Below are 22962 nucleotides of genomic sequence, written 5' to 3'. Positions count from 1 at the left end.
CGCGGCCCGTATCGGGGCGGCATGCGAGGTGGCCTGCGACGCCCTCGCTCAGGCGGGCGGTCAGCCGTATCCTGCCCGCGACGGAGCACGTCGAGAGGCAGCGGATGACGGAATGGCTCGACCCTGAGCTCGCCGGGATCCGCGCAGACCTGCCCGACGACGGCGTGGACCACCTGCTGGCCCGCCGCCCGGCGTGGCGCGAGCGTGCGTCAGGCTCGGGCACGCGCCCGGACCGGGAGGCCCACGCGGACGGCGGCACGGACGCGGTGCTCGCCGACCTCGCCGCGCGGTACGAGGCCGACCGGCTGAGCTGGCAGCTCGCCGTCACCGCGGGTGGGGTCGGCAGCTTCGACTGGGACCTGCGCACGGGCCGGCTCGCGTGGGACGACCAGCTCCTGACGATCTTCGGGGTGGACCGCGCGCAGTTCGGCGGGACGATCGACGCGTTCTACGCGCTCGTCGAGCCGGACGACCGCGCACGCGTCGCCGAGGCCGTCGAGGGGGCCGTCGCGACGTGCGGGGCCTACGAGGCCGAGTACCGCGTGCTCCGCGGCGACGGGACCGTGCGCTGGGTCAAGGCGCGCGGTCTCGCGCTCGCGGGCCCGGACGGTCGAGCGGCGCGGCTCCTGGGCGCCGCGTACGACACGACGAGCGAGCGGGACGCCGAGGCGCGCATGGACCGCGTGCTCGAGACGATGCCGGGCGCGTTCCTCATCCTCGACGACGAGTGGCGGTTCCGGTACGTGAACTCCTCGGGCGAGCGTCTGCTCGGACGCCCGCGCGACGAGCTCGAGGGCGGGGTGCTGTGGGAGCTGTACCCGTTCGTCGTCGGCACGCAGGTCGAGGAGAGCTACCGCGCGGCGGTGCGCGACGGGAAGCCGCGGATCTTCGAGGTCGGCTCCGAGCTCCACCGCGGGCACTGGTACGAGGTCCGTGCGTGGCCGGGACCGGACGGGCTGTCGGTGTACTTCGACGACGTCACCGAGCGGCGCGCGGCGCAGGACGAGGCGCGCGCGGCGCGTGAGCTCGAGCAGGCGTCGTCGCGACGCCTGGCGCTGCTCTCCGAGGTGGGCGACCACCTGAGCTCGACGCTCGAGACGGAGGAGGCGGTCCGCCGCCTCGCGCGGCACCTGGTCCCGACATTCGGGTCGTGGTGCCTCGTCACGATGTCCGAGGACCAGCGCCACCTGCGGGACATCGCGGCGTGGCACGAGGACCCGACGCGCCGCGCGACCGTCGCCCGCTACGCGTCGCTGCGCATCGACTCGCTCGCACCGGACGCGTACCTGTTCCGCACGCTGCGCACCGGTGAGCCCGTCGTCGTGCCGGACGCGACCAGCTCGATCGTCCGCGTGCTGTCCGGCGGTGCGCGGGACGTCCTGCGCGAGCTGGCCCCGCGCACGGCCTACGCCGTCCCGATGCGCTCGCGCGGGCGGACGGTGGGTGCGATCACGATCTTCCTCGACGAGGGCTCGCCCGACCTCGGCACCGAGGACCTCGCGCTGCTGGTGCAGCTCGCGGACCGTGCGGGGCTCGCGCTGGAGAACGCGCGCCTGTACGAGCGTCAGCGGGAGATCGCGGTCGCGCTGCAGCGGTCGCTGCTGTCCGCGCCCGCGCAGAGCGAGGACCTCGACGTCGTCGTGCGGTACGTCGCGGCGGCGGAGGCCGCTCAGGTCGGCGGCGACTGGTACGACGCGTTCGTGCAGCCGTCCGGGCACACGGTCGTCGCTATCGGCGACGTCATGGGCCACGACACCCCCGCGGCGGCGGCCATGAGCCAGCTGCGCACGCTCCTGCGCGGCGTCGCGCACACCACGAGCGGCACGCCCGCGCAGGTGCTCGCGGCGCTGGAGTCGGCGAGCGCCGCGCTGCGCGTCGACGCGATGGCGACCGCGGTCGTCGCTCGGTTCGAGCCGGCCGACGACGACGACCTGACGACCATGCGGTGGACCAACGCGGGCCACCTGCCGCCGCTGCTCGTGCTCCCCGACGGCTCGGTGAGCCTGCTCGAGCCGGGACGTCCCGAGCTGGTCCTGGGCCTCGACCCGGGCACCACGCGCACCGACCGGACCACGACCGTGCCCCGCGGCTGCACGCTGCTGCTGTACACCGACGGGCTCGTGGAGCGCCGGGGCGAGCACCTGCGCCGGGGGCTCGCGCGGCTGGTCGACGAGGTCACGCGGCTCGTGCCGCTCGCGCGCATGTCGGGGCCCACGGGTGCGCTCGACCTCGAGCGACTGGTGGACGACCTGCTGGGTCGCATGACCGCCGGGCCGCCGGACGACGACATCGCGGTCCTCGCGGTCCAGCTCCGCCCGCTCGGCGTCTGACCGCTGCACTTGACCTCGGTCCGGATGCGCGCGGCGCCGCGACATGTGACGGTGTGCCTTGGTACGTCCCCGCCCGACGCGGGGGACCGCGGAGGACGCCATGACCGTGCGATATCGCCTGCCGGGTCGGATCGACCTGGAGCCGGGCGTGCCCCCGATCCTGCGGGTCTCGGGTGACGTGGACTTCTCGACCGTGGACGGGTTCTGCGTCCGGCTCGGGGTGGACCAGGCCGGGGTGGGCCGGGTGCTCGCGAGCAAGGGCGTGCGGGAGATCGACCTGTCCGAGGCGACGTTCATCGACTCCGCCGTGCTGAGTCTCGTCGTCGGGATCGCGCCGTACCTGCGCCCGGACCGGCTGCGGCTGCGGGGTGCGTCGGGAGCGCCGCTGGCGGTGCTCGAGATCACGGGCGTCGACCGGCTCGTCGACCTGGGCTGACGCGCGGCCCCCGACGCTGCGGTACCACCCGGCGGTCGTCGCGCAGAAGGCCGCGACGCTCGGCGTGCTGTCGCAGGGGCGGTTCCTGCTGAACCTCGGCGCGGGCGAGAACCTCGACGAGCACGTCGTCGGGCAGCGGTGGCCCGCGGTCGGAGAGCGGCACGACATGCTCGAGGAGGCGGTCACGGTGATCCGCGCGCTGCTCACGGGCGAGCGCACCACGTGGGAGGGGGCGCACTTCCGTGTCGACTCCGCGCGGGTGTGGGACGTGCCGGACCAGCCCGTGCAGATCGGGGTCGCGGTCTCCGGCGACCAGTCGGTGTCGCGGTTCGCTCCGCTCGCGGACCACTTGGTCGCGGTCGAGCCGTCCGCCGAGCTCGTGGCGGGCTGGGCGCAGGCGCGGCCCGCCGGCTTCACGGACGTGGCCGTGGTCCAGGTGGGCGACGAGGGCCAGCAGCGGTTCCTCGACGAGGCGGCCGGCCTGTTGCTCGAGCGGCTGCGCGCGGCTGCGCCCTGACGACGCGTCGGTAGCGGCGCGCCGTCAGCGGTGCGCGTGCGCGACCGCGGCGAGGTGCCGGCGGACCGCGGGCAGGGCGTCGGCCACCTCGCGTGCGAGGTAGCCCGCGGCACCCTGCTCGTGCGCGAGCCGCGCACCCGCCCCGGTGTGCAGCGCGACGCCCCACACCGCCGCGTCGACCCGCGGGAGCCCCGCGGCCAGGAGACCCGCGACGGCGCCCGCGAGCACGTCGCCGCTGCCCGACGTCCCGAGCCCCGGCGTCGTGGCGTCCCCGGCCCGGACGTCGCCTGCGGGGTCCGCGACGGCGCTCGCGGCGACGACGACCGCGTCCAGCCGGGCCGCGAGGCGAGCGGCCGCCTCGCGCTCGTCGTCCGGTCGGTCCTCGCCGAGCAGCCGGTCGAGCTCGGCCCCGTTGGGCGTCAGCACCGCGCGGCCGCGCACGCGGTCCTGGAGGTCCGGTGCGTCGGCGAGCACTCCGAGCGCGAACGCGTCGAGCAGCAGCGGCACGCGCGGCGCTGCCGTCTCGACGACCTGACGCAGCAGGCGCAGCGAGTGCTCGGGGTCCGCCAGTCCCGGCCCGACGAGCACCGCGTCGGCGCCCGCGAGCTCGTCGAGCGCCTCGTGGTCGCAGCCCTCGTCCTGCGACCAGGTGAGCACGCCGGCCTCGAGCACCGCGACCGCCGCGGGCGTCGCCGCGGCCTCGTCGACGACGAGCGTGAGCCGCCCCGCGCCCACCCGCAGCGTCGCGATCCCCGCGAGCAGGGCCGCGCCCACCGTCGCGCGGGCTCCACCGACCACGACGACGCGCCCGCGCGTGTCCTTGCTGCCGGTCGCCGCCGGGAGCGGCATCCCCGCCAGCAGCGTGCCGTCGATCGGGGTGGTCGACCCGCTCATCGCACCTCTCCCGCGTGCTCGGTGACGGGCGCTCCGACGTCGCGCAGGTGCGCCACGTCGTCGAACCGCTCCGCGCTCCAGACGCCGCCGCGGCGCACGAGCGTCGTGAGCGACGCGTTGCGTACGCCGTGCTCACGCACGAGCTCCATGACGCCCTCCTCGTCGAGCCGCTCGAGGACGTAGCGCAGCAGGACGACGACCGCGTCGTGCGTCACGACGAGCAGCGGGCCCTCCTCGTCGCGCACGTCCGTGACCCAGGACCGCAGGCGCAGCGCGACGTCGAGCCACGACTCGCCGCCCGCCGGCCGGTGGTAGAGCTTGCCGAGGTGCCGGCGCGCCGCCGCCTCGTCGGGGTGCAGGCGCTCGACGCCCCGGCGCGTGAGCCGGTCGAGCACGCCGAGCTCGCGGTCCCGCAGGCGGTCGTCCGTCCGCACGGGCAGGTCGAGGCCGGCGCGCTCGAGCGCGAGCCGCGCGGTCTGCCGCGCGCGCACGTACGGCGAGGACCACACGGCGACCGGACGCTCGTCGGGGTCGAGGTCACGCAGCGCGACCCCGAGCGCCGCCGCCTGCTGCGCGCCGAGCGGTGACAGCGGGGTGTCCGCGTCCCGGTGCTCGAGCTCGAGGCGGTCCAGCCCGCGGCGGTCCGCGTCGCGCGCCGCGACGTTCCCGGCGCTCTCCCCGTGCCGCACGGCGTGCACGACGAGCGGGCGGGAGTCGGCGGGAGCGGGGGAGGCCTGCGTCTCGGGTGACGTGCGCACCGGTCCACGTTCGCACCCGGGCGCGCGGCCCGCACGAGGAGCGGGCGGGTTCGAGATGCCGTGCGCCGGGCGGTCGCGCACGATCGAGGGGACCGCACGAGAGGAGATCGAGATGTCGCAGCCGCAGGAGCGAGAGCACCCGGTGGAGCCCGCCGAGGGTGCGCCGGAACCCGGTGAGCCGGGCACGCAGGGCGATGCGGGGACGGACGAGCGTGAGCACTCCCAGGACCCGGCGGAGGGCGGCGAGCAGTAGCGGTCGCACGGACCTGCGGAAGTCCCTCGCGCGGACCGGCGGCTGCGCCGGCCCGCGCGGGCGTGTCCGGGAGGGCGGATGAGCGTCGCCGTCGGGACGTCGGGGTGGTCGTACGACCACTGGACCGACGTGCTGTACCCGCCCGGGATGCCGCCCGAGCACCGGCTCGCGCGCTACCTGCAGGAGTTCGAGACCGTCGAGCTCAACGCGAGCTTCTACCGGTGGCCTCGGGACGCGGCCTTCGCCTCGTGGCGGCGCCGCCTGCCCGAGGGCTTCCGGATGACGGTCAAGGCGCCCCGCGGGCTCACGCACGCGCGTCGGCTGTACGGCCCCGAGGCGTGGCTCGGGCGGGTCGAGCGCGGGCTGCACGAGCTGCGGGGCCGGCGCGGTGCGCTCCTCGTCCAGCTGCGCCCCGACCAGGAGCGTGACGACGCCCGGCTGGACTGGTTCCTCGCGCGCGTCCCGCCGTGGGTGGACGTCGCCGTCGAGCTGCGGCACCCGAGCTGGCAGGTCGACGAGGTGTTCGACCTGCTCGCGCGGCGCCGCGCCGCGTACGTGGTGCTGAGCGGGGCGGGGCTGCCGTGCGTGCTCCGCGCGACTGCGCCGCTCGTCTACGTGCGGCTGCACGGTCCCGATCACCATCACCTGTACGCGGGCTCGTACTCCGACGAGGACCTCGGCTGGTGGGCCCAGCGGGTGCGCGAGTGGCAGCGCGGCGGGCACGACGTGCTCGCGTACTTCAACAACGACGGCGGCGGGAACGCGGTGCGCAACGCGCGCACGCTGCGTGACCTGCTGCGCTGAGCGTCAGGGCGCGGGGGCCGCGTCGTCCTCGTCGTGCGCGCCCTTGCCGTGCGCCGCCTCGTCGTGCGCTTCGTCGTGACCGCCCCGCACGTGGTGCACCAGGTGCATCACGCCGACGACGACCGCGCCCACGACGACGCCGACGAGCGCCGCGACGAGCGTGCCGACCAGCCAGGTGAGGACCCCGCCCACCCCCGCGACGCCGTGCACGGCCTCCTCGAGGTGGTGCACCACGTCGTGCGGCCAGTGCCAGCCGAGCTCGTCGACGCCCGAGAGCAGGATGTGCCCACCCACCCAGAGCATCGCGACCACGCCGACGACGGACAGCACCGAGAGGACCTTCGGCATCGCGGCGACGAGCCCGCGCCCGAGCGCGGCGCTCGCACCGAACCGCGTCTGCGCGAGCCGCAGCCCGACGTCGTCCATCTTCACGATGACCGCGACCACGCCGTACACGAGAACCGTCATGAGCAGCGCGACGACCACCAGGATCGCGGCGCGCAAGGCCAGCCCCTCGTCGGCCACCTCGTTGAGGGAGATGACCATGATCTCGGCGGACAGGATGAAGTCGGTGCGGATGGCGGCGCCGATGAGCCGCTTCTCGGCGGCCGCGCCGTCCTCCTCCGCGGCGACGGGGACCTCCTTGCCACCGTGCCCGGTCACGGCCTCCCACAGCTTCTCGGCGCCCTCGAACGCGAGGTACGTCCCGCCGACCATGAGGATCGGGGTGAGCAGCCAGGGCAGGAACTGGCTGAGCAGCAGCGCCGCGGGGAGGATGAACAGCAGCTTGTTGCGCAGCGAGCCCCGCGCGATCCGCCAGATGATCGGCAGCTCGCGCTGCGGCGAGACGCCCGTGACGTAGCGCGGGGTGACCGCGGTGTCGTCGATGACGACGCCCGCGGCCTTGGCGCTCGCGCGCCCGGCGGCCGCGCCGACGTCGTCGACCGACGCCGCGGCGAGCTTCGCGAGCGCCGCGATGTCGTCGAGCAGTGCTGCCAGTCCGCCTGCCATGAGCCGCCTTCGTCGTCGTGCCTACCGGGGTATGCCGCATCCTGCCAGCAGGACGCCCTGACGGTGCGTCACGTCCACACGCCCGGCGGGCGAGGGCGCGGCGGACGGGTGGGGACCGGCCGCCTCACGCGTCGGGCGCGCCGGTGCGCGCCGGCTCGGGCTCGGCGGCCGGGGTGCCGCGGCGGGCGGACCACCGCGCGAGGGCGTACAGGACGACGCCGAGCGCGAGCAGGACGCCCGCGAGCAGCCAGTGCCGCGCCTGCTGCTGGGTGAGCAGCCCGAGACACGTCGCCGCGGCGAGCACCGGCAGCGCGGTCCAGGCGCGGAAGTGGTCGTGCCCCACGTGGTCGCGACGCAGCACGAGCACCGCGACGTTCGTGCTCAGGAACACGAGCAGGAGCAGGAGGACGACCGTGGACGCGAGGTCGACGAGCGAGCCCGTGGCGGTCAGCACCATCGCGACCGCCGTCGTCGCGACGATCGCGACGACGGGCGTGCGGCGCCCCGGCAGGACGCGTGCGAACACCGGCGGCAGCAGACCCTCGTCGGCCATCCCGTACGCGAGCCGGCTCGACATGATCATGGTGAGCAGCGCGCCGTTGGCCACCGCGACCAGCGCGATCACGGAGAACACCTCGAGCGGCACGCCGCCGGCCGCCTCGACGACCTCGAGCAGCGGCCCGCTGGACTCCTGGAGCTGCCGGGGCGGGACCGCCGAGGGTGCGACGAGACCGACGAGCAGGTACACGACGCCCGCGGTGGCGAGCGCGCCGAACAAGGCGCGCGGGTACACGCGCCGCACGTCGCGCACCTCCTCGGCGATGTTCGCCGAGGTCTCGAACCCGACGAAGGAGTAGAACGCGATCAGGGCGCCGCCCAGCGTCGCGGCGGCCCCAGCACGTCGCCCAGGATGAACAGGAACAGCAACGGGCCGGTCACGGCGCGCCGCAGACGGGTCGGACGCTCGTCCGTCGCGGGTGCGGTGGTCATGAGGTGGTGAAGCCGATCGCCTTGTGCGTGCCGTCGCAGTAGGGCGCGATCGCGGAGCTGCCGCAGCGGCACAGCGCGACGGTGCGCCGCCGCCGCGGCAGCGGACGGCCCTCGTCGTCGACGATCTCGACGTCGCCGCGCACGAGGATCGGGCCGTCGGGGCACGCGACGATCCGCGGCGGTGCGAAACGGTCCGGCCGGGGTGCGGTGCCCTCGGGCGGGGGAGCGGGCTGCGTCGTCGTCACGCCGCCTCCCGCAGCGAGGACCGGCCGTGCTCCCACGCGTCGAGCACGTGCGCCGCGACGAGCTCGTCGAGGTACAGGCAGACCGCGGCGCCGAACAGGATGTCCGGCACGAGCGCGGGCTCCTGCTCGGCCAGCCCGCCCGCGAGGTCGCGGCCCGCGATCTGCTCGTGGACCGCGTCGGCCTCGACGTGCTCGTCGAAGTACCAGGTCGTGTCGGGGCCGAGCCCGTGGCGCCGGAACCCGTCGCCGTACAGGCGGTTGGGCAGCGAGCTCGTCATCTCGAACGCGGCCAGGTGGCCGGTGATCGCACCACGCAGACGCCGGTGCAGGCCCAGCAGCGACATCGCGTTGACGGAGGCGAGCGTGACCGCCGGGACCTGGTCGACGAACGCCCCGAAGGTCGCGTCGAGCCCCGCGCCGCGCATCGCGACCGCGAACAGCTCGCAGTGCATGCGCTCGGGTGCGCCGCCGCCGTACTCGTCCGCCTGGATCTCGACGAGCGCCGCCTTGGCACCACCCTCGAGGCGCGGGATCGCCCACGTGTGAGGGTCGGCCTCCTTGAGCTGGTAGACCGATCGGTGCACCAGGAACTCGTCGAGCTGGTCGCGCGTCGCACGCCGTCCGACGAAGCGCGCGAGGCTCGGCCCGGGACCGGGCGCCGTCATCGCGAACAGGGCGTCCGCGACCGCGCGCCGGTCGGCCGGGACGCCCGTGGGGGTCTCGACGCGATCGCGTAGGACCCGCTCGAACGCGTCCTCCAGCACGGCGCGGGCGCGCAGCAGGTCCGGGTCCCACTCCCACCGGTCGTCCACGCCGGCGAGGCCGCGGTAGTGCAGCTCGTACAGGACGAACAGCGTCAGCTGGACGTCGTCGTCGCGCAGCAGGTCGGTGGTGGACGCCACCGCCTCCCGAGCGGCGACGAGGAGGGCGGCGCGGTCGTCGTCGGGAACCGCGTCGGGTGCTGCCGCGAGCACGGGCAGCACGCGTGCGCTCAGCGGCCCCCGGGGCCCGGGTACTCGCATGGCGCCTCGCGCGGCGCCGACCGTGACCGTCGTCATCGCTGCCCTCGGCCGCCGACGGGGGCGCCTCGCCGGCGCTCGTCCCGTCCGTCGCGGGTCCCGTCGGCACGCCTCGACCCGAGGTCCGACCCGTCGTCCACATCAGCACCTGGACAGGCTGCCACGGCCCCGGCGAGGCCGCCTCCGGGGACGTGCGCCCCCGCGGATCGCGGCCCCGGATGCGGGACGGACGATGGCGTGCCCACCCTGGAGACCACCGACCTCCAGGAGGACGCCCATGCGCGCCATGGTCTACCGCGGTCCGTACAAGGTCCGCGTCGAGGACAAGGACGAACCGCGCGTCGAGCACCCCAACGACGCGGTCGTGCGGGTGACGTGCGCCGCGATCTGCGGCTCCGACCTGCACCTCTACCACGGGATGATGCCGGACACGCGGGTGGGTCACACGTTCGGGCACGAGTTCGTCGGGGTCGTCGAGCAGGTCGGTCCGTCGGTCGAGAACCTGCGCGTCGGCGACCGGGTCATGGTGCCGTTCAACATCTTCTGCGGCTCGTGCTTCTTCTGCGCGCGCGGCCTGTACTCGAACTGCCACAACGTGAACCCGAACGCGACGGCGGTCGGCGGCATCTACGGGTACTCGCACACGACCGGCGGCTACGACGGCGGCCAGGCCCAGTACGTGCGGGTCCCGTTCGCCGACGTGGGCCCCTCGCCGGTCCCCGACTGGCTGCCCGACGAGGACGCCGTCCTGATGACGGACGCGCTCGCCACCGGGTACTTCGGCGCGCAGCTGGCGGACATCGCCGAGGGCGACACCGTCGTCGTGCTGGGCGCCGGGCCCGTGGGGCTGTTCGCTGCGCGGTCCGCGTGGCTCATGGGGGCGGGCCGCGTGATCGTCGTCGACCAGCTCGAGCACCGGCTGGCGAAGGCCCGCGAGTTCGCGTACGCGGAGACGCGCAGCTACGCGGAGCACGACGACATCGTCGTCGAGCTCAAGAAGGCGACCGACGGCCTGGGCGCCGACCGCGTCATCGAGGCCGTGGGCGCCGAGGCGGACGGCAACCTGGTCCAGCACGTGACGGCCGCCAAGCTCAAGCTCCAGGGCGGCTCCCCGGTCGCCCTGAACTGGGCGATCGACGCCGTGCGCAAGGGCGGCACGGTGTCCGTCATGGGCGCCTACGGGCCGCTCTTCTCCGCCGTGAAGTTCGGCGACGCGATGAACAAGGGGCTGACGATCCGCACCAACCAGGCCCCGGTGAAGCGGCAGTGGCCGCGGCTGCTCGAGCACGTCCGCAACGGGTACCTCACGCCGTCGGACATCGTGACGCACCGGTTCCCGCTCGAGCACATCGCCGAGGCCTACCACGTGATGTCCGCGAAGCTCGACGGGTGCATCAAGCCGCTCGTCGTGCCCGCCTGAGGAGAGGTGACACCGATGACGACCCCCGCCGACGACGCGACGCCGACCCACGCCCCGTACACCGCCGACCGCCCTCCGCTGCGCGAGACCCCCGACGAGCTGCGCGCCCGCATCCCCGGGTGGGGTGCCGATCTCGACCCGGCCGACCGGCCCTCGTACCCGCGCGAGCGCACCGACCTGCCGCGTGCGCGCTGGGACTTCCCCGAGCGGCAGGAGCAGACGTCCCCGCGTGAGCGGTCGCTCGAGCACCTGGAGCTCACACCCGTGTTCGGGACCGCGCAGCCGCTGACGGGCGTCGCGGGGGCGATCCGCCGCTACTCGTACGAACGGTTCAGCGAGGGCCGGGCCGCGCACTGGCTGCTGCTCATCGCGGCGGACCGCGTCGAGTCGACCGCGGCGCACTGGCGCTCGCTCGCGAGCACCCGGTCCGACGACCCCCTCACCGAGACCGGGGTCCTCTCGGAGGCGCACCGGCACCCGGTCGCGTCGCGACGGGGGAGGGTGGACGTGCGGCACCAGCCGCTCGACGTCCTGGTCGTCGCCGGCCCGTGGGTCGCGGCCGGGCTGGCCGCGGTGGTGGCGGTGCGGGCGGTGGTCCGCCGCCGTTGACCCGGCGTGACCCGGCGCGCGCTCGTCGACCGGCTCGCCCCGCACGACGCGCCCGAGGTGGACCCCGACCCGGCCGCCGCCTGACGTCGACGCCGCGCCCGTGCCCCCCGCGCGGTCAGCGGCCGATCATGCGGCCCGGCACGTCACCGTCGCCCCGGCGCCGGACCCGGTGCCCTGGAACCCGAAGCTCGTGCGCTCGCCCTGACGCAGCGTGCCGTTCCACGGTGCGTTGCCGAAGGTCACGGTGCCGGTGGTGCCGGACTGCGCGCTGCTCCACGAGCCCGCGACGGCCGCACCGTTGGGCAGCCGCACCTGCACCACCCACCCGTTCAGCGCGGACCCGGCGGTCACGTCGATGTTCGCGACGAAGCCCTCGCCCCACTGGCTCGCGACCGTGTACGTCGCGGTGCACGCGCCGCCCACCGGGTCGTCGGTCCGGTCAGGCGTCGGCGTCGGGGTCGGCGTGGGGGAGGGCGTCGGCGTGGGAGTCGGTGTGGGCGTGGGAGTCGGTGTGGGTGTGGGGGTCGGCGTCGGGTCCGTCAGGACGAGGTTCTTCTGCCGGACGTCCCACTGCCCGCCGCACAGGCCGCAGCTCTGCCCGACGAACGCGCGTCCGGCCTGGGCGTCGCCCTTGAGCTGCCACGTGAACCAGAGCGTGCCGACCCGCGCGAACTCGCCACCGTTGTACTGGTCGTACGTGCCGCCGTGACCGACGGGCAGGTTGCCCATGAAGGCGGGCAGGCCCGCCGGCAACTTGCCCCAGTCGTCGATCGCGTTGGGATAGGCGATGTCGCCGGGTCCGCCGATGAAGTACGCGATCGGGTCGTCGAGACGGCGCAGCTGCCAGTCGTCGCCGTCGTTGAGCAGGCCGCTGGAGAAGATCGCGGTCGTCGTGACCCGCGGGTCGCCGGCGACCGCGTACGCCTCGAGACCGCCGCACGAGAAGCCCGCGACCGCGACCTCGCTCGTGTCGATGCGCCCGGCCAGCGCGCTGCCCGCACGGCTGTTCTCGGCGAACGCCCAGTCGATCGACTGCGTGAGCATCGTCGAGGTGGTGCTGCCCCCGCCGTTGGGGGAGCCGTTGGCGATGACGAGGAACCCGTGCGAGGCGATCTCCCGCAGGAAGTTGACCTGCGAGGTGCCGTTGCCGGAGCACCCGCCGTTGCCCCAGACCACGATGGGCAGGCGCTCGGCGGGGAGGTTCACGGGGCGGTAGATGGTGTGGCTCGGCAGCGAGCCGGCGGTCGAGTAGTCGGCCGGGTAGGGGCCGGACCCGCCCGGCGCCGCGGCCGCCGGTGCGAGCCCTGCGCCCAGCGCGCCGAGGGCGAGCGCGGCGGTCAGGCCCGCGCGGGTGAGCAGTCGTCGTCTCATGGGAGTCCTCCCTCGGAGGTGCGCGGACGCACCGATGCGTTCGTGTGCATCAACCGTCGCGGGAGTGACGAAAACTGTCGAGTACTTGTGCGGTGGTCCGGCGTCGCGGAAACGATTCGGCCAGTCCTCACCCGCAACCAGTCGTCACCCGCAGCCAGTCGTCACCCGCAACCAGTCGTCACCCGCGGCGCGGCGGCTGCGCGGGGTCGGTGGCGGCGACGAAGTACGTGACCCACCGGGTCGCGTCGGGCCAGGACGGCGCCGCGACCTCGACGAGGCGTCGTCGTGCCCCGGGCCCGAGCGCCGTGTGCACCTCGACGAACAGGTCCCGGGCCGCTTGCACGGGCCAGTCGGCAGGGACGACGTCGGCCGGCAGGTCCGGGTGTCGCAGGACGAGCGAGCGCCACTGGTCCATGAGGCGTGTCCGGGCGACCAGCGCACCGGCGTCGTCGACCGCACCCGCGCGCACGGCGTGCAGCACCGGGGTGTGCGCCGCGAGGAACGCGCGGAACTCCTGCGCCACGCCCGCGAGGTCGTACGCGTCCGCCGGGCCCTGCGTGCCCGCGACGTCCTCGAACCGCACCCGCATGACCGACCAGCGCGCCGCGTCGACGCCGCCGAGCACGTCCCGCAACGCGGCGAGGACCTCCTCGCGGACCCCCTCCGGGCTGATCCACACGCTGTCGTACAGCCGCGCGAACCCTGCCGAGGTCAGCACCTTGCGGACCGCGTGCCGCTCCGCGTGGCGTGACTCCGGCAAGGAGTACGAGACGGCGGACCAGCGGTCGTCGGGTGCGGCGGTGCGGGTCCCGTACGCGAGGAAGCGGTGCATCGTGGTCTGCCGCGCGATCGACGCGGTAGTGAGGTGGTACACGGTCGCCCGGCCGCGTCCGCGCGCCTCGACGAGCCCGCGCCGGGCCAGTCGGTTCAGCGCCGCCCGGGCGCTCGAGGCGCTGAACCCGAACTCCGCGAGCACCGCGTCGAGCGCAGCCGGCGGCAGCGGCGCGTCGGCGGAGTCGAGGTACTCGCCCAGGAGGGTCGCCAGCAGGTGCTGCGGGTTGGGGCCCGTCCGGGCCCGAGGGGCGTCGAGGTCGTCGTCGGCGCGGCTCGCCATGCGACGACCCTAGGCCCGAGCAGCCGAGCGCGGTGACGACGCGGGCATCTGCCCCGCCCGGCATCCCGACGCTGACCGCCGGCGGAGGGTGTCACGGTCGACGCCCGGACATGCCGAAGGCCCTTGCGCTCGTCTGAGCGCAAGGGCCTTCGGGTTCTTGTAGCGGGGGCAGGATTTGAACCTGCGACCTCTGGGTTATGAGCCCAGCGAGCTACCGAGCTGCTCCACCCCGCGTCGGCTCGACAACCTTACGACAGACCTACCGAGCGGCCAAATCGTCCCGACGTGACCCGCGCCACGGGAGCGGCCCGAGCCGCACCGCGCCCTGCGCGACGACGACCCCGACGACCACCAGGACGCCGCCCACCGGCTCGTGCCACGCGAGGTGCTCGCCGAGCACCGCCATGCCGAGCGCGACGCCGACGACGGGCGTGAGGTAGGTGACGGTCGAGGCGCGCTGCGCGCCCCACGCAGCCACGACCTGCGTGTTCCACACGTACGCGATCCCGGTGCCGAGCACGCCGAGCGCGACGACGCTCAGCACCACCGACGTGGAGAGCGTCACGGGCTCGCGCGCCACGACGGGTGCGAGCAGCAGCATGACGACCGCCGCGCTGCCCACCTGGCCGGCCGCGACGGTCGGTGCGGGCAGGTGCAGGGGAGTGACGAAGCGGCGCAGGTACGTCATGCCCAGGCCGTAGCACGCGGTCGCGCCGAGGCACGCGAGCACCGCGGCGACGGGTGCGCTCGCGGCCAGGTCGGACACGTAGGTCCAGGGCCCGACGATCACGACGACGCCGACGATGCCGAGCGCGAGCCCGACGCGCTGCCGGGCGGTGAGCCGCTCGGTGGGCAGGAGCGCCGCGGCGGCCGCGGCGGTCATGAGCGGGGTGGTCGCGTTGAAGATCGACGACAGACCGGACGCGAGGTGCTGCCCGGCCCACGCGAACGCGATGAACGGCAGCACGCACAGCAGCAGACCGAGCGCGACGAGGTGGCCTCACGTGCGCGGGTCGCGGGGCCAGGAGGAGCGTGTGGCCAGGGCGACGACGACGAGTGCGAGCGCGCCGAGGACCGTGCGCGCGAGCGCGACCTGCACCGGCGCGAGACCCTCGAGCGCGACCTTGATGAGCAGGAAGCTCGAGCCCCAGATGAGCGCGAGCGCGAGGTACTTCACCACCACGCCCCGGGCGGCACGGGCCGGCCGCACGGGGGTGTCGCCGGGCGCGTGCGCGGTGACCGCGGGCACGGGGGGCTGGCTCACGGGACGACGATCCGCCCGGTGACCCCCGTGAGGCAAGCGGATGTCGACATGACCGCGCGGCGCGCGGGTGCGCGCGCCTGCCTCAGCCCGTGCGCTTCGCGAGCTGGTACCCGCCCGCGTCGTAGACGACCTGCCACGTCGTACCCGGGTGCCGGTCCGCCGCGTACTGCGCGATGTCCGACGGCGCGGGGTTCCACCCGCCGCCCTGCTGGTCGATGACCAGGAAGTCCGGCGCCGGGTTGTCGGCGTTGCCGACGTAGAACACGTCGTTGTGGTCGACGAGGTACGACATGAGGCCGATGTCGGTCTCCACCACCGACCCCTCGGGGATCAGGTCGAGCAGCCCGCGGGCCTCGACCGCGCGCGACGACGGGGCCCACAGGTCGTCGGGCCGGCCGAGGCGCGCGACGTCGAGCTGCGGCACGAGCATCGCCGCGACGACGACCGCCACGGGTGCGGCGGCCAGCGAGTAGCGCCGCAGCCAGCCGCGTGGTGAGCGCCGCGCGAGCAGGACGCCGTCGAGCAGCGCCGCGAACGCGATCGGCATGAGCACCGCGGAGTAGTGCCACGTGTGGCCGTAGTAGTAGTCGATGTCCGCGTAGAACCGCCACATGATCGTCGGCACCGCGATGAGCAGCACCGGCGAGCGCAGCCCGACGAAGCCGGTGACCGCGACGAGCATGAGCAGCGTGACGATCTTCGAGCCGTCGTCGACGAGCAGCGTGACCGCCGTCCAGGGGTGCGTGACGATCGCGGCGAAGTCGATCCGCGAGCCGTAGTCGTACTGGTCCTTGGTGTTGAGCGCGGGCAGCAGCACGGTCGTCGACAGGACGACCCAGGCGAGCCCCCACAGTGCGAGCCACGCGCCGAGCAGCGGCTCGCGCACGTCCGTGCGGCGCCGCGTCCGCCACCACATCACCGCGCCGAGCGCCGCGACCGTCAGGCCCAGGTCCTCCTTGACCAGCACGAGCGGCGCCGCCCACAGGGCCGCCGCCCACCATCGCTCGCGCAGGAACGCGACCAGCGCCAGCGCGAGGAGCGGGACGGCGAACGCGATCTCGTGGAACTGCGCCGCGACCGCCCCGACCAGGCCGAAGCTCACCGCGTACGCCGCGGCGACGGACGTGCCCTGCAGCGCGCCGAGCACGCGGACCGCTTCACGTCCGACGACGTACACCGAGAACGCGAACAGCAGCCCCTGCACGACGAGCAGGGTGAGCGCCGAGGGTGCGATCCGGTACGGGACGCCGAGCAGCACCAGCAGCGGGTGGAAGTGGTCGCCGAGCAGGTTGAACCCGTCGCCCTTGATCGTCACGACCGGCGCCTCGAGGTGCGCGTACCGGCGCGCGAGCTGCGTGAAGATCCCCAGGTCCCACGACGGCGACTCGAACCGCCGCCACTGCAGCACCGAGTACAGGACGTACGTGGCGGCGGCGAGCAGCGCGACGACCAGCGGCCCGGCCCACGCGGCGACGCCTCGCGCCGGCTCGGGAGCCAGCGGCTCGCTCGCGACGGGGACCGGGACGGCGACGGTCGAGGAGCCGGGCGCCTCGTCCTTCCAGGTCCCGCTCTCGGGAGCCGGCGCCTCGGTGGGGTCGACCTCGGCACCCTGGTCCGGCTCCGCCGATGCGGGTGCCGGGTCAGGCGTCTTCGTCGCGTCGTCCGTCACAGCCACCGGGGCATCATGGCAGGCTCGGCCGTCACGCGGCGCGAATGCCGCCGATCGGGCGTCCGTCAGCCGTCGTCGCCGGGGCGGACGCCACCCTCGTCGGACCCGGACCGCGCGCCGACGGCCACGGGCTCGGGCGCCGCCGGCTCAGCCGGTGCGGGGCGGCGACGGCGCCGGACCGCCATCACGACGAGCGCCACGACCCCTGCCGACGCGAGCCACGGCAGCAGCGCGCCGAGGACCACCATGACCACGCCGACCGTCGTCACGAGCGCCTCCCAGCCCGACGCGAGGCCCGTGAGGAACGTGCCGTCCTCCTCCTGGGTCTGCACCGGCAGGACGCCCGGACCGGACACCACCACCTCGATGGTCGACAACGCGACCTGGTCCGCCAGCCGCGCGCGCTGCGACTGCAGGCTCTCGAGCTCGGCCTGCCGCTCCGAGAGCGCGGACTCGGCCTCGAGCAGGTCCTTGGTGGTGCCCGCCGCCGACATGAGCGCCTCCATGCGCTGCACCGAGAGCTCGAGCGCGTGGATGCGGGCGTCGAGGTCCTGCGCCGTGCTCGTGACGTCGTCGGCCTGCAGGTCGACCGCGGTGACCTCGCCGATCCTGCCCAGCTCCTCGATCGTCGCCGTCACCGAGCTCGCCGGCACCCGCACGACGAGCACCGCGGTCGCGGTCCCGTCCGCGCTCGCGGCCGACTCCGAGCGTGACTCCACCCGGCCGCCGCGGCGGTCGACGTCGTCGGCGACCGCGCGCGCCGCGGCGATCGGGTCCTCCGCCTCGACGTGCACCGACCCGGTCTGCACGACCATCCGCGCGTCGTCCCGTGCGGCGGCCTCCCCGCCGGCGTTCTGCCCCGATCCGCCCTCGTCCGCGTGGGCCGCCGAGCCGTCGACCGCACCGCCGACCGCGTCGCCGGCCGGGGACACGGCGGAGTCCGCGTCCTGCGAGCACCCCGCCAGCAGCACCCCCGCGACGAGCAGCCCGAGGAGCGCACCGGCCGGTCGCCGGGCAGGTCGTGGGGTCCGCAGGCGCAGCAGGCTCGTCGTCATGCCACCGACGCTAGGGACCGGCCGACGCGTGCGAGCAGGTTCGCCGAGGATGTGCCGCAATCGTGACGAGCCCGACGCCGGATCGTCGTCGGACCGCCTGCAAGAAGCCCGCGTCACCGCACAGTGAGACCGTCCCCGAACGTGGTTGACCGGCGTGAGAACGGGACGTACCGTCGCGTCGAACGGGTCGGACGTGCCCGTGTCGGAGGTGTGCACGATGGACGGACGCCGGGTCGAGCCCGCGACGTCGGCCTCGTGCGCGCTCATCCGTGAGGCCATGCGAATGCGCCCGGCGACGACCGCCGTGCGATATCCGCGCGGCTGTTGCTGTCGCCACTGACCTCACCCGCCGAGCCGGGGCGAGGCGAGCGTCGACCGTCCGGTCCGCTCGCACCCCGCGTGCTCGTGCCCGCGCAGCGCGCGCTCACGGACCGCACGGTCCCGACGAGAGCCGCGTGACCCGTCGACCGCGACGCACCCCGCCCGCCGGGCGCAGCACCGCCTCACCGCGCGTGCCGCCCGCGGCGCCACCCGAACGTCCCACCACAGCGACCCGCGTCGCCGAGGAGTCCCCGTGTCCCAGGTCCTGGACCTTCCCGTCACCCCCACGTCGCTCGTCGGCGACGACCCGACCTTCGTCGTCGACGAGGACGACGACGCGCGCACCGCGGACGACGTGGTCGTCGTGTTCGACCGCAACGTCGCCGTCGCCGGCGGGTCCTACCGCGGACGGAGCGCCGCGCTGCCCGCACCCGCGGGGGACGGCGCGCGCGTCGCGCACGTCACCGGCGTGTGGGTCCTGCCGGGTCGGCGCCGCCGCGAGCACGTGCGTCGCGCGCTCGTCGAGCTCGAGGCCAGCGCCGCCCGCGCCGGCTTCTCGCGTCTGCACGTCGTCGTCGAGCAGTCCCGGACCGACGCGCTCGCGCTCCTGCGTGAGCGGTGGTTCACGCCCGTGGACGCGCCGTCCGCGACGGGCGACCTCGAGCTGGAGAAGTGGCTGCTGCCCGCGTGAGGCGCGCGAGCTGAGCCGCGGACCACACGTGCTGCGCCGCGAACGCCCGCCACGGTGACCATCGCGCGGCGCGTCGTCCGAGCTCCGCGGCCGGTGCGAGTGCGAACGCCTGGCGCAGCACCAGGTCGCCCGCGGGGAACGCGTCCCGCGCGCCCAGGGCCCGCAGGGCCAGGTAGTCGACCGTCCACGGCCCGACGCCCGGCAACGCGAGCAACCGCTCGCGCACCGCGGGCGCGTCGGCACCGGGCGACAGGTCGACGCCGTCGGCGCACGCGCGGGCGACCGCGACGAGCGTGCGCGCCCGGGTGGCCGGGACGCGGAGCACGCCGCGCAGCTCGTCGGCGTCCGCGGCGGCGACCACGTCCGCGGGCGGGAAGAGCGTCAGGCCGTCAGGACCCGGTGTGCCCAGCGCCTCCGCGAGCCGGCCCGTGAACGTCCGCGCCGCGGCGAGCGAGACCTGCTGGCCCAGGACCGTCTGCGCCGCGACCTCGAACCCGTCGACGTGCCCCGGCACGCGCAGGTGCGGGCGCGCCGTGACGAGCGGGGCCAGCACGTCGTCGTGCCGCAGGTGCTCGCCGGCCGCCGCGACGTCGTCGTCGAGCCCGAACCACCGTGCGAGCAGGTTCTCGACCTCGTCGGACGTCAGCCCCGGTCCGACCCCCGACGCCGGGTGGGCCTCCGCGACGACCTCGTCCGGCGCGAGCCGCACCACCAGCCGGACGACCGACCCGTCCGCGGCGCGCACGAGCCGCTCCACGCGGCCGCTGCTCGGCGTCCCCGCGTCCGCGCCGACCACCTCGTCGACCACCCCGTCGAGCTCGAGGCGTTCGACGCCCGGGACGAGGTGCACCGCGAGGTAGGCGAGCATCGCCCGCGCGTCGAACGGCACCCGCACCACCACCGCGCCCCGCATCACCCGGCCAACCTAACGGGCTCTCCCCACACCACCGCCGCTCCGCCCCTCCCGACCCCGCGCTTGCTCCGGCTCCGCCCCCGCACTCCCGGCGCAACGACGGTCTCGTCGACGTCCCGTCCCGCGACCCCGCGCTTGCTCCGGCTCCGCCCCCGCACTCCCGGAGCAACGACGGTCTCGTCGGCGGCCCGTCCCGCGAGCCCGTCGTTGCTCCGGCTCAGGGGCCGGATTGCCGGAGGAAGGGCGGGGTCGGCGGGTCGTTGGGGGCGGCGGGGTGGGACGGGAGGGGGGTGGTCCGGGTGGTCAGGGGGCGGTGGCGGCGCGGAGGGCCGGGAGGGTGAGCGGGCCGCGGTAGGGCTCGCCGTCGACGAGCAGCGTGGGCGTCCCCGCGACGCCGTGCGACAGACCGTCGAGGTAGTCCGCCTCGACCGCGGGCGCCCAGCGCTGCGCGGCCTGGCCGACGACCTCGTCGGGGTCGATGCCCGCCTCGACGGCGTAGCGCCGCAGGTCCGGGTCGGCGAGGTGGTCCTGGTGCGCGAACGCCGCGTCGTGGAGCTCCCAGAAACGACCGTGCGCACCGAACGCCTCGGCCGCGAGGGCCGCGGTGAGCGCGTGCGGGTGCACCTCGAACAGCGGGAAGTGCCGCCAGACCAGACGCACCGCGCCGTCGGACGCGTCGACGAGCGTGCGCAGCACGGGAGCGGCGGCGCGGCAGTGCGGGCACTCGAGGTCCCCGAACTCCACGACCGTCACGCGCGCGTCGGGCGACCCGTACACGTGGCGCACGGATCCGGGGGACTGCGCGGCGGCGTCAGACGGCACGAGGTCAACCTAGGCCCGCCGGCGCCGCACGCGCACCGGGACGGGCACTGCGCGCGCCAGGACCGGGCCGCCCCCTCCGGCTGTCCCGGCAGGGCGCACCGAGCGTGAGGTGGCAGGGTGGGAGCGTGACTCGGACGGCTCTGGTGACAGGTGCAGGACGCGGGATCGGGCGGGGCATCGCGCTCGGCCTGGCGGCTGCGGGGTACGACGTGGCGCTCGTCGGGCGCACGCGCGCGCATCTCGACGAGGTGGCGGCCCTCGTCGCGGGACGCAGCCCGCAGGTGCGGGTCGTGGTCGCCGCGGCCGACCTCGTCGACCCGACGCAGGTCGCCGACGCGGTCGCGCGGGTCGAGGACGGTCTGGGCGGGATCGGTCTCGTCGTGAACAACGCGGGCGTGATCGAGCGCGCGGAGACGGACTTCGTCTCGGACGAGGTCGAGGACGCGTGGCGCGTGGTCGAGACGAACGTGCGGGGGCCGATGCTCGTCGCGCACGCCGTGCTGCCCGCGATGCTCGCGCGCGGTGAGGGACGCCTGCTGCAGGTCAACTCGGGCTCGGGCTACAGCACGGCGGGCGCCTACACGGGCTACGGCATCTCGAAGGGCGCGCTCGCGCGTCTCACCACGCTGCTCGACGCGCAGTACCGCGACCGCGGCATCCGCACGCTCGACCTGGCGCCGGGGGTCGTCGCGACCGACATGACGGCCGCCATGCCCGTGCACGCGGACCGCACGCGGTGGACGTCGCTCGACGACGTGGTCGCGCTGGTGCGGGCGTTCGGCGACGGCGAGCTCGACGCGCTCTCGGGCCGGTTCGTCCGCGCGGGTGCGGACACGGTCGCCTCCCTGCTGGCGGCCGCGGACCGCATCGCGGACACCGACACGCGCCGCCTGCGCGTGCCCGCCTACGGCCCGGACGACCCGCTGGCCTGACCGGGCAGGCACTGCTGCGCCCCGGCGTCGTCCGCCGCGTCCGTCGTCGCGCCGGGGTCCGCCGGGTCGTGCGCGCCCGGGGCGCGCCAGGGGAGCGGGGGGAGCGCCGGTGGGGGGTCGGACGGCGGGGAGCACAGCGGAAGGCGTTCGCCGAGCCAGCGCAGCAGCACCGAGCCGACGACGGCCGCGACCAGCGAGCCCGCGAGGATTCCGGTCTTCGCCTCGGCGAGGTGCTGCTCGTCGTCGAACGCGAGCTCGGCGATGAACAGCGAGATCGTGAACCCGATGCCGGCCAGCACCGCGCCGCCCATGAGGTGACCCCAGCGCACGCGGCCGGGCAGGTCACCGAGCCCCAGGCGGATCGCGAGCGTCGCGGCGCCGGTGATGCCGACCGCGTTGCCGACGACGAGGCCGACCATGATCGCGAGCGTGAGACGCGAGCGCGCCGCGTCGGCGAGCGACTCGGTGTCCAGCCGCACGCCGGCGTTGGCGAGCCCGAACAGCGGGACGACGACGAACGCGCTCCACGGGTGCAGCATGCGCTGCAGCCGGTCGCTCGCCGGGACCGCGGCACGCGACGCGAGCTCGGTCAGGTGCTCGCGCTCCGCCGTGGTCTCCTCGACGAGGTCGCGCGCGTAGCCCTTGACGGCCTGGACGTCCTCGCGGCGGGCGGCGGTGGCGGGGACGACGAGCCCGACCGCGACGCCGGCGAGCGTCGCGTGGACGCCGGACGCGTGCACGGCGACCCACAGCGCGACCCCGCACAGCGCGTAGGGGAGCAGCCGCCACACGCGCACCCAGCGCAGGACCAGCATGACGACGACGAGCGCGCCCGCCACGGCCAGCGCCACCAGGTCGACGTCGTCGGTGTAGAACACGGCCATCGCCGTGATGGCTCCGATGTCGTCGACGATCGCGAGCGTCAGCAGGAACAGCCGCAGCCGGTCCGGGCACGCGGGTCCGAACAGCGCGAGCACGCCGACGAGGAACGCCGTGTCGGTCGACATCACGACGCCCCACCCGTGCGCCACGTCGGTGCCGGCGGTGAGCGCGAGGTACAGCAGCACGGGCACGACGAGCCCGCCGAGCGCCCCGAGCGCGGGGACGGCGACGGTGCGCCGGTCACGCAGCTCGCCCCGCGTGGCCTCGCGGGCGATCTCGAGACCGACGACGGTGAAGAACACGGCCATCGCGGCGTCGTTCACCCAGGCGTGCAGCGACAGGTCGAGCGACCACGAGCCCAGGTGCAGGCCCGCGGTGGTGTCCCACAGCGCGTCGTACGCGGCCGACCACGGCGAGTTGACCCAGACGAGCGCGACGACGGTCGCGGCGAGCAGCGCGAGCGCCGACGCGGCCTCGGTGCGCAGGAAGTCCAGCACGGACGGGGACAGCGACGGCACCCGCACGCGCAGCGCGGGACCGACGCCGCCGCGCGGCGGTGCGCTGGTCACGCGCGGCCCGGGGTGCGTCGGGCGGTGCAGCGCGGGGCGGTGGCGGCCGCAGTCATAGCGGTGAACGTACGCC

The 22962-nt window shown here is 75.2% G+C and carries 23 protein-coding genes, 1 tRNA gene and 2 pseudogenes; 9 read left to right on the top strand and 17 right to left on the bottom strand.

The genetic code is table 11. From position 1 onward, the window contains the following. The first annotated feature begins 104 nt into the window (after window positions 1-104). The 3 genes from CBP52_RS08445 to CBP52_RS08435 all read left to right on the top strand — a co-directional run bounded on the left by CBP52_RS08445 (window position 105) and on the right by CBP52_RS08435 (window position 3283). Window positions 105-2330, top strand: a complete 2226-nt coding sequence (locus CBP52_RS08445) for a SpoIIE family protein phosphatase (protein ID WP_094180575.1) — start codon at window positions 105-107, stop codon at window positions 2328-2330. A 100-nt stretch (window positions 2331-2430) separates the two neighbouring features. Beyond that, window positions 2431-2766, top strand: coding sequence for an STAS domain-containing protein (locus CBP52_RS08440; RefSeq protein ID WP_094180574.1), 336 nt, complete (start codon window positions 2431-2433; stop codon window positions 2764-2766). Next, on the top strand, window positions 2699-3283 hold the full coding sequence (locus CBP52_RS08435; protein ID WP_232514722.1) for an LLM class flavin-dependent oxidoreductase: 585 nt from the start codon (window positions 2699-2701) through the stop codon (window positions 3281-3283). The genes CBP52_RS08440 and CBP52_RS08435 overlap by 68 nt, the downstream gene beginning before the upstream one ends. Window positions 3284-3307: 24 nt before the next feature. Here the strand turns inward: CBP52_RS08435 and CBP52_RS08430 are convergent, their stop codons facing one another. Both CBP52_RS08430 and CBP52_RS08425 read right to left on the bottom strand, forming a co-directional pair. Then, entirely contained in the window at window positions 3308-4177 is an 870-nt protein-coding gene (locus CBP52_RS08430; RefSeq protein ID WP_094180573.1) for an NAD(P)H-hydrate dehydratase, read from the bottom strand. Beyond that, window positions 4174-4935 carry a histidine phosphatase family protein gene (locus tag CBP52_RS08425; protein ID WP_094180572.1) on the bottom strand — a complete coding sequence of 254 codons (762 nt, stop codon included), beginning with the start codon at window positions 4933-4935 and terminating at the stop codon, window positions 4174-4176. The genes CBP52_RS08430 and CBP52_RS08425 overlap by 4 nt, the downstream gene beginning before the upstream one ends. A gap of 112 nt (window positions 4936-5047) precedes the next feature. Here CBP52_RS08425 and CBP52_RS08420 point away from each other — a divergent pair, with 112 nt between their 5' ends. Both CBP52_RS08420 and CBP52_RS08415 read left to right on the top strand, forming a co-directional pair. Next, window positions 5048-5188 carry a hypothetical protein gene (locus tag CBP52_RS08420; RefSeq protein WP_157732550.1) on the top strand — a complete coding sequence of 47 codons (141 nt, stop codon included), beginning with the start codon at window positions 5048-5050 and terminating at the stop codon, window positions 5186-5188. Window positions 5189-5266: 78 nt separating this feature from the next. Then, entirely contained in the window at window positions 5267-5992 is a 726-nt protein-coding gene (locus CBP52_RS08415; protein WP_094180570.1) for a DUF72 domain-containing protein, read from the top strand. Between the two features lie 3 nt (window positions 5993-5995). On the opposite strand, the gene CBP52_RS08410 is transcribed toward CBP52_RS08415, so the two are convergent. From CBP52_RS08410 to CBP52_RS08400, 5 genes and pseudogenes are all read right to left on the bottom strand, one after another. Continuing rightward, complete coding sequence (locus CBP52_RS08410; RefSeq protein ID WP_094180569.1) at window positions 5996-7003, bottom strand: DUF808 domain-containing protein; 1008 nt, start codon at window positions 7001-7003, stop codon at window positions 5996-5998. A 124-nt stretch (window positions 7004-7127) separates the two neighbouring features. After that, window positions 7128-7895: pseudogene (locus CBP52_RS08405) on the bottom strand (APC family permease); the annotation flags it as partial. After that, window positions 7868-7993: a hypothetical protein gene (locus CBP52_RS18475; RefSeq protein ID WP_255407198.1), complete on the bottom strand. Its 126-nt coding sequence runs from the start codon at window positions 7991-7993 to the stop codon at window positions 7868-7870. The gene CBP52_RS18475 and the pseudogene CBP52_RS08405, both read right to left, overlap by 28 nt. Beyond that, entirely contained in the window at window positions 7990-8166 is a 177-nt protein-coding gene (locus CBP52_RS18210; protein ID WP_141318777.1) for a CDGSH iron-sulfur domain-containing protein, read from the bottom strand. The genes CBP52_RS18475 and CBP52_RS18210 overlap by 4 nt, the downstream gene beginning before the upstream one ends. 68 nt (window positions 8167-8234) lie before the next feature. After that, window positions 8235-9296, bottom strand: coding sequence for an iron-containing redox enzyme family protein (locus CBP52_RS08400; RefSeq protein WP_232514721.1), 1062 nt, complete (start codon window positions 9294-9296; stop codon window positions 8235-8237). Between the two features lie 238 nt (window positions 9297-9534). Between CBP52_RS08400 and CBP52_RS08395 the strand changes: the two genes are divergently transcribed. Both CBP52_RS08395 and CBP52_RS08390 read left to right on the top strand, forming a co-directional pair. Next, the gene (locus tag CBP52_RS08395; protein WP_094180568.1) at window positions 9535-10677 is read left to right on the top strand and encodes a zinc-dependent alcohol dehydrogenase; all 1143 of its coding nucleotides are present in this window, start codon (window positions 9535-9537) and stop codon (window positions 10675-10677) included. 15 nt (window positions 10678-10692) lie between these two features. Then, a complete protein-coding gene (locus CBP52_RS08390) occupies window positions 10693-11286 on the top strand; it encodes a hypothetical protein (RefSeq protein ID WP_094180567.1) in 594 nt (197 codons plus the stop codon). 126 nt (window positions 11287-11412) lie between these two features. Here the strand turns inward: CBP52_RS08390 and CBP52_RS08385 are convergent, their stop codons facing one another. The 7 genes and pseudogenes from CBP52_RS08385 to CBP52_RS08360 all read right to left on the bottom strand — a co-directional run bounded on the left by CBP52_RS08385 (window position 11413) and on the right by CBP52_RS08360 (window position 17759). Continuing rightward, window positions 11413-12657, bottom strand: a complete 1245-nt coding sequence (locus CBP52_RS08385; RefSeq protein ID WP_094180566.1) for a cellulose binding domain-containing protein — start codon at window positions 12655-12657, stop codon at window positions 11413-11415. A 178-nt stretch (window positions 12658-12835) separates the two neighbouring features. Beyond that, complete coding sequence (locus CBP52_RS08380; protein ID WP_094180565.1) at window positions 12836-13771, bottom strand: PaaX family transcriptional regulator C-terminal domain-containing protein; 936 nt, start codon at window positions 13769-13771, stop codon at window positions 12836-12838. Between the two features lie 160 nt (window positions 13772-13931). Next, window positions 13932-14005, bottom strand: a tRNA-Met gene (locus CBP52_RS08375). Between the two features lie 25 nt (window positions 14006-14030). Beyond that, window positions 14031-14501 carry a DMT family transporter gene (locus CBP52_RS18695; RefSeq protein WP_369826345.1) on the bottom strand — a complete coding sequence of 157 codons (471 nt, stop codon included), beginning with the start codon at window positions 14499-14501 and terminating at the stop codon, window positions 14031-14033. A gap of 63 nt (window positions 14502-14564) precedes the next feature. Then, window positions 14565-14948: pseudogene (locus tag CBP52_RS18690) on the bottom strand (EamA family transporter); the annotation flags it as partial. A gap of 169 nt (window positions 14949-15117) precedes the next feature. Continuing rightward, on the bottom strand, window positions 15118-16710 hold the full coding sequence (locus CBP52_RS08365; RefSeq protein WP_157732549.1) for a DUF2079 domain-containing protein: 1593 nt from the start codon (window positions 16708-16710) through the stop codon (window positions 15118-15120). Window positions 16711-16769: 59 nt separating this feature from the next. After that, a complete protein-coding gene (locus CBP52_RS08360) occupies window positions 16770-17759 on the bottom strand; it encodes a DUF4349 domain-containing protein (RefSeq protein WP_157732548.1) in 990 nt (329 codons plus the stop codon). 574 nt (window positions 17760-18333) lie between these two features. Between CBP52_RS08360 and CBP52_RS08355 the strand changes: the two genes are divergently transcribed. Continuing rightward, on the top strand, window positions 18334-18771 hold the full coding sequence (locus CBP52_RS08355) for a GNAT family N-acetyltransferase (protein ID WP_094180562.1): 438 nt from the start codon (window positions 18334-18336) through the stop codon (window positions 18769-18771). Here CBP52_RS08355 and CBP52_RS08350 read toward each other — a convergent pair. Together CBP52_RS08350 and CBP52_RS08345 are read right to left on the bottom strand one after the other, a co-directional pair. Continuing rightward, on the bottom strand, window positions 18704-19684 hold the full coding sequence (locus CBP52_RS08350) for an AlkA N-terminal domain-containing protein (protein WP_094180561.1): 981 nt from the start codon (window positions 19682-19684) through the stop codon (window positions 18704-18706). The two genes, CBP52_RS08355 and CBP52_RS08350, sit on opposite strands and share 68 nt — an antisense overlap. 303 nt (window positions 19685-19987) lie before the next feature. Next, window positions 19988-20506 (bottom strand): thioredoxin domain-containing protein, encoded by a 519-nt coding sequence (locus tag CBP52_RS08345; RefSeq protein WP_232514720.1) that lies wholly within the window; start codon window positions 20504-20506, stop codon window positions 19988-19990. 125 nt (window positions 20507-20631) lie between these two features. Between CBP52_RS08345 and CBP52_RS08340 the strand changes: the two genes are divergently transcribed. Beyond that, the gene (locus CBP52_RS08340) at window positions 20632-21438 is read left to right on the top strand and encodes an SDR family oxidoreductase (RefSeq protein ID WP_232514719.1); all 807 of its coding nucleotides are present in this window, start codon (window positions 20632-20634) and stop codon (window positions 21436-21438) included. Here the strand turns inward: CBP52_RS08340 and nhaA are convergent. After that, a complete protein-coding gene (nhaA, locus tag CBP52_RS08335) occupies window positions 21411-22889 on the bottom strand; it encodes a Na+/H+ antiporter NhaA (protein WP_094182267.1) in 1479 nt (492 codons plus the stop codon). The genes CBP52_RS08340 and nhaA overlap by 28 nt on opposite strands. Window positions 22890-22962 lie beyond the last annotated feature (73 nt).

The organism is Cellulomonas sp. PSBB021, from assembly GCF_002240455.1.
Classification (GTDB): domain Bacteria; phylum Actinomycetota; class Actinomycetes; order Actinomycetales; family Cellulomonadaceae; genus Cellulomonas; species Cellulomonas uda.
The sequence above is the reverse complement of the archived record's forward strand: the minus strand, read 5'-3'. Positions and strand labels throughout refer to the sequence as shown.

Bases quoted from the DNA above. Each gene is read 5' to 3' on its own strand.
- CBP52_RS08390 (WP_094180567.1), top strand. From the start codon at position 10,693: ATGACGACCCCCGCCGACGACGCGACGCCGACCCACGCCCCGTACACC.
- CBP52_RS08420 (WP_157732550.1), top strand. From the start codon at position 5,048: ATGTCGCAGCCGCAGGAGCGAGAGCACCCGGTGGAGCCCGCCGAGGGT.
- CBP52_RS08395 (WP_094180568.1), top strand. From the start codon at position 9,535: ATGCGCGCCATGGTCTACCGCGGTCCGTACAAGGTCCGCGTCGAGGAC.
- CBP52_RS08400 (WP_232514721.1), bottom strand. From the start codon at position 9,296: ATGACGACGGTCACGGTCGGCGCCGCGCGAGGCGCCATGCGAGTACCC.
- CBP52_RS08380 (WP_094180565.1), bottom strand. From the start codon at position 13,771: ATGGCGAGCCGCGCCGACGACGACCTCGACGCCCCTCGGGCCCGGACG.
- CBP52_RS08445 (WP_094180575.1), top strand. From the start codon at position 105: ATGACGGAATGGCTCGACCCTGAGCTCGCCGGGATCCGCGCAGACCTG.
- CBP52_RS08385 (WP_094180566.1), bottom strand. From the start codon at position 12,657: ATGAGACGACGACTGCTCACCCGCGCGGGCCTGACCGCCGCGCTCGCC.
- CBP52_RS08440 (WP_094180574.1), top strand. From the start codon at position 2,431: ATGACCGTGCGATATCGCCTGCCGGGTCGGATCGACCTGGAGCCGGGC.
- CBP52_RS08350 (WP_094180561.1), bottom strand. From the start codon at position 19,684: ATGCGGGGCGCGGTGGTGGTGCGGGTGCCGTTCGACGCGCGGGCGATG.
- CBP52_RS08410 (WP_094180569.1), bottom strand. From the start codon at position 7,003: ATGGCAGGCGGACTGGCAGCACTGCTCGACGACATCGCGGCGCTCGCG.
- CBP52_RS18475 (WP_255407198.1), bottom strand. From the start codon at position 7,993: ATGACCACCGCACCCGCGACGGACGAGCGTCCGACCCGTCTGCGGCGC.
- CBP52_RS08415 (WP_094180570.1), top strand. From the start codon at position 5,267: ATGAGCGTCGCCGTCGGGACGTCGGGGTGGTCGTACGACCACTGGACC.
- CBP52_RS08360 (WP_157732548.1), bottom strand. From the start codon at position 17,759: ATGACGACGAGCCTGCTGCGCCTGCGGACCCCACGACCTGCCCGGCGA.
- CBP52_RS08430 (WP_094180573.1), bottom strand. From the start codon at position 4,177: ATGAGCGGGTCGACCACCCCGATCGACGGCACGCTGCTGGCGGGGATG.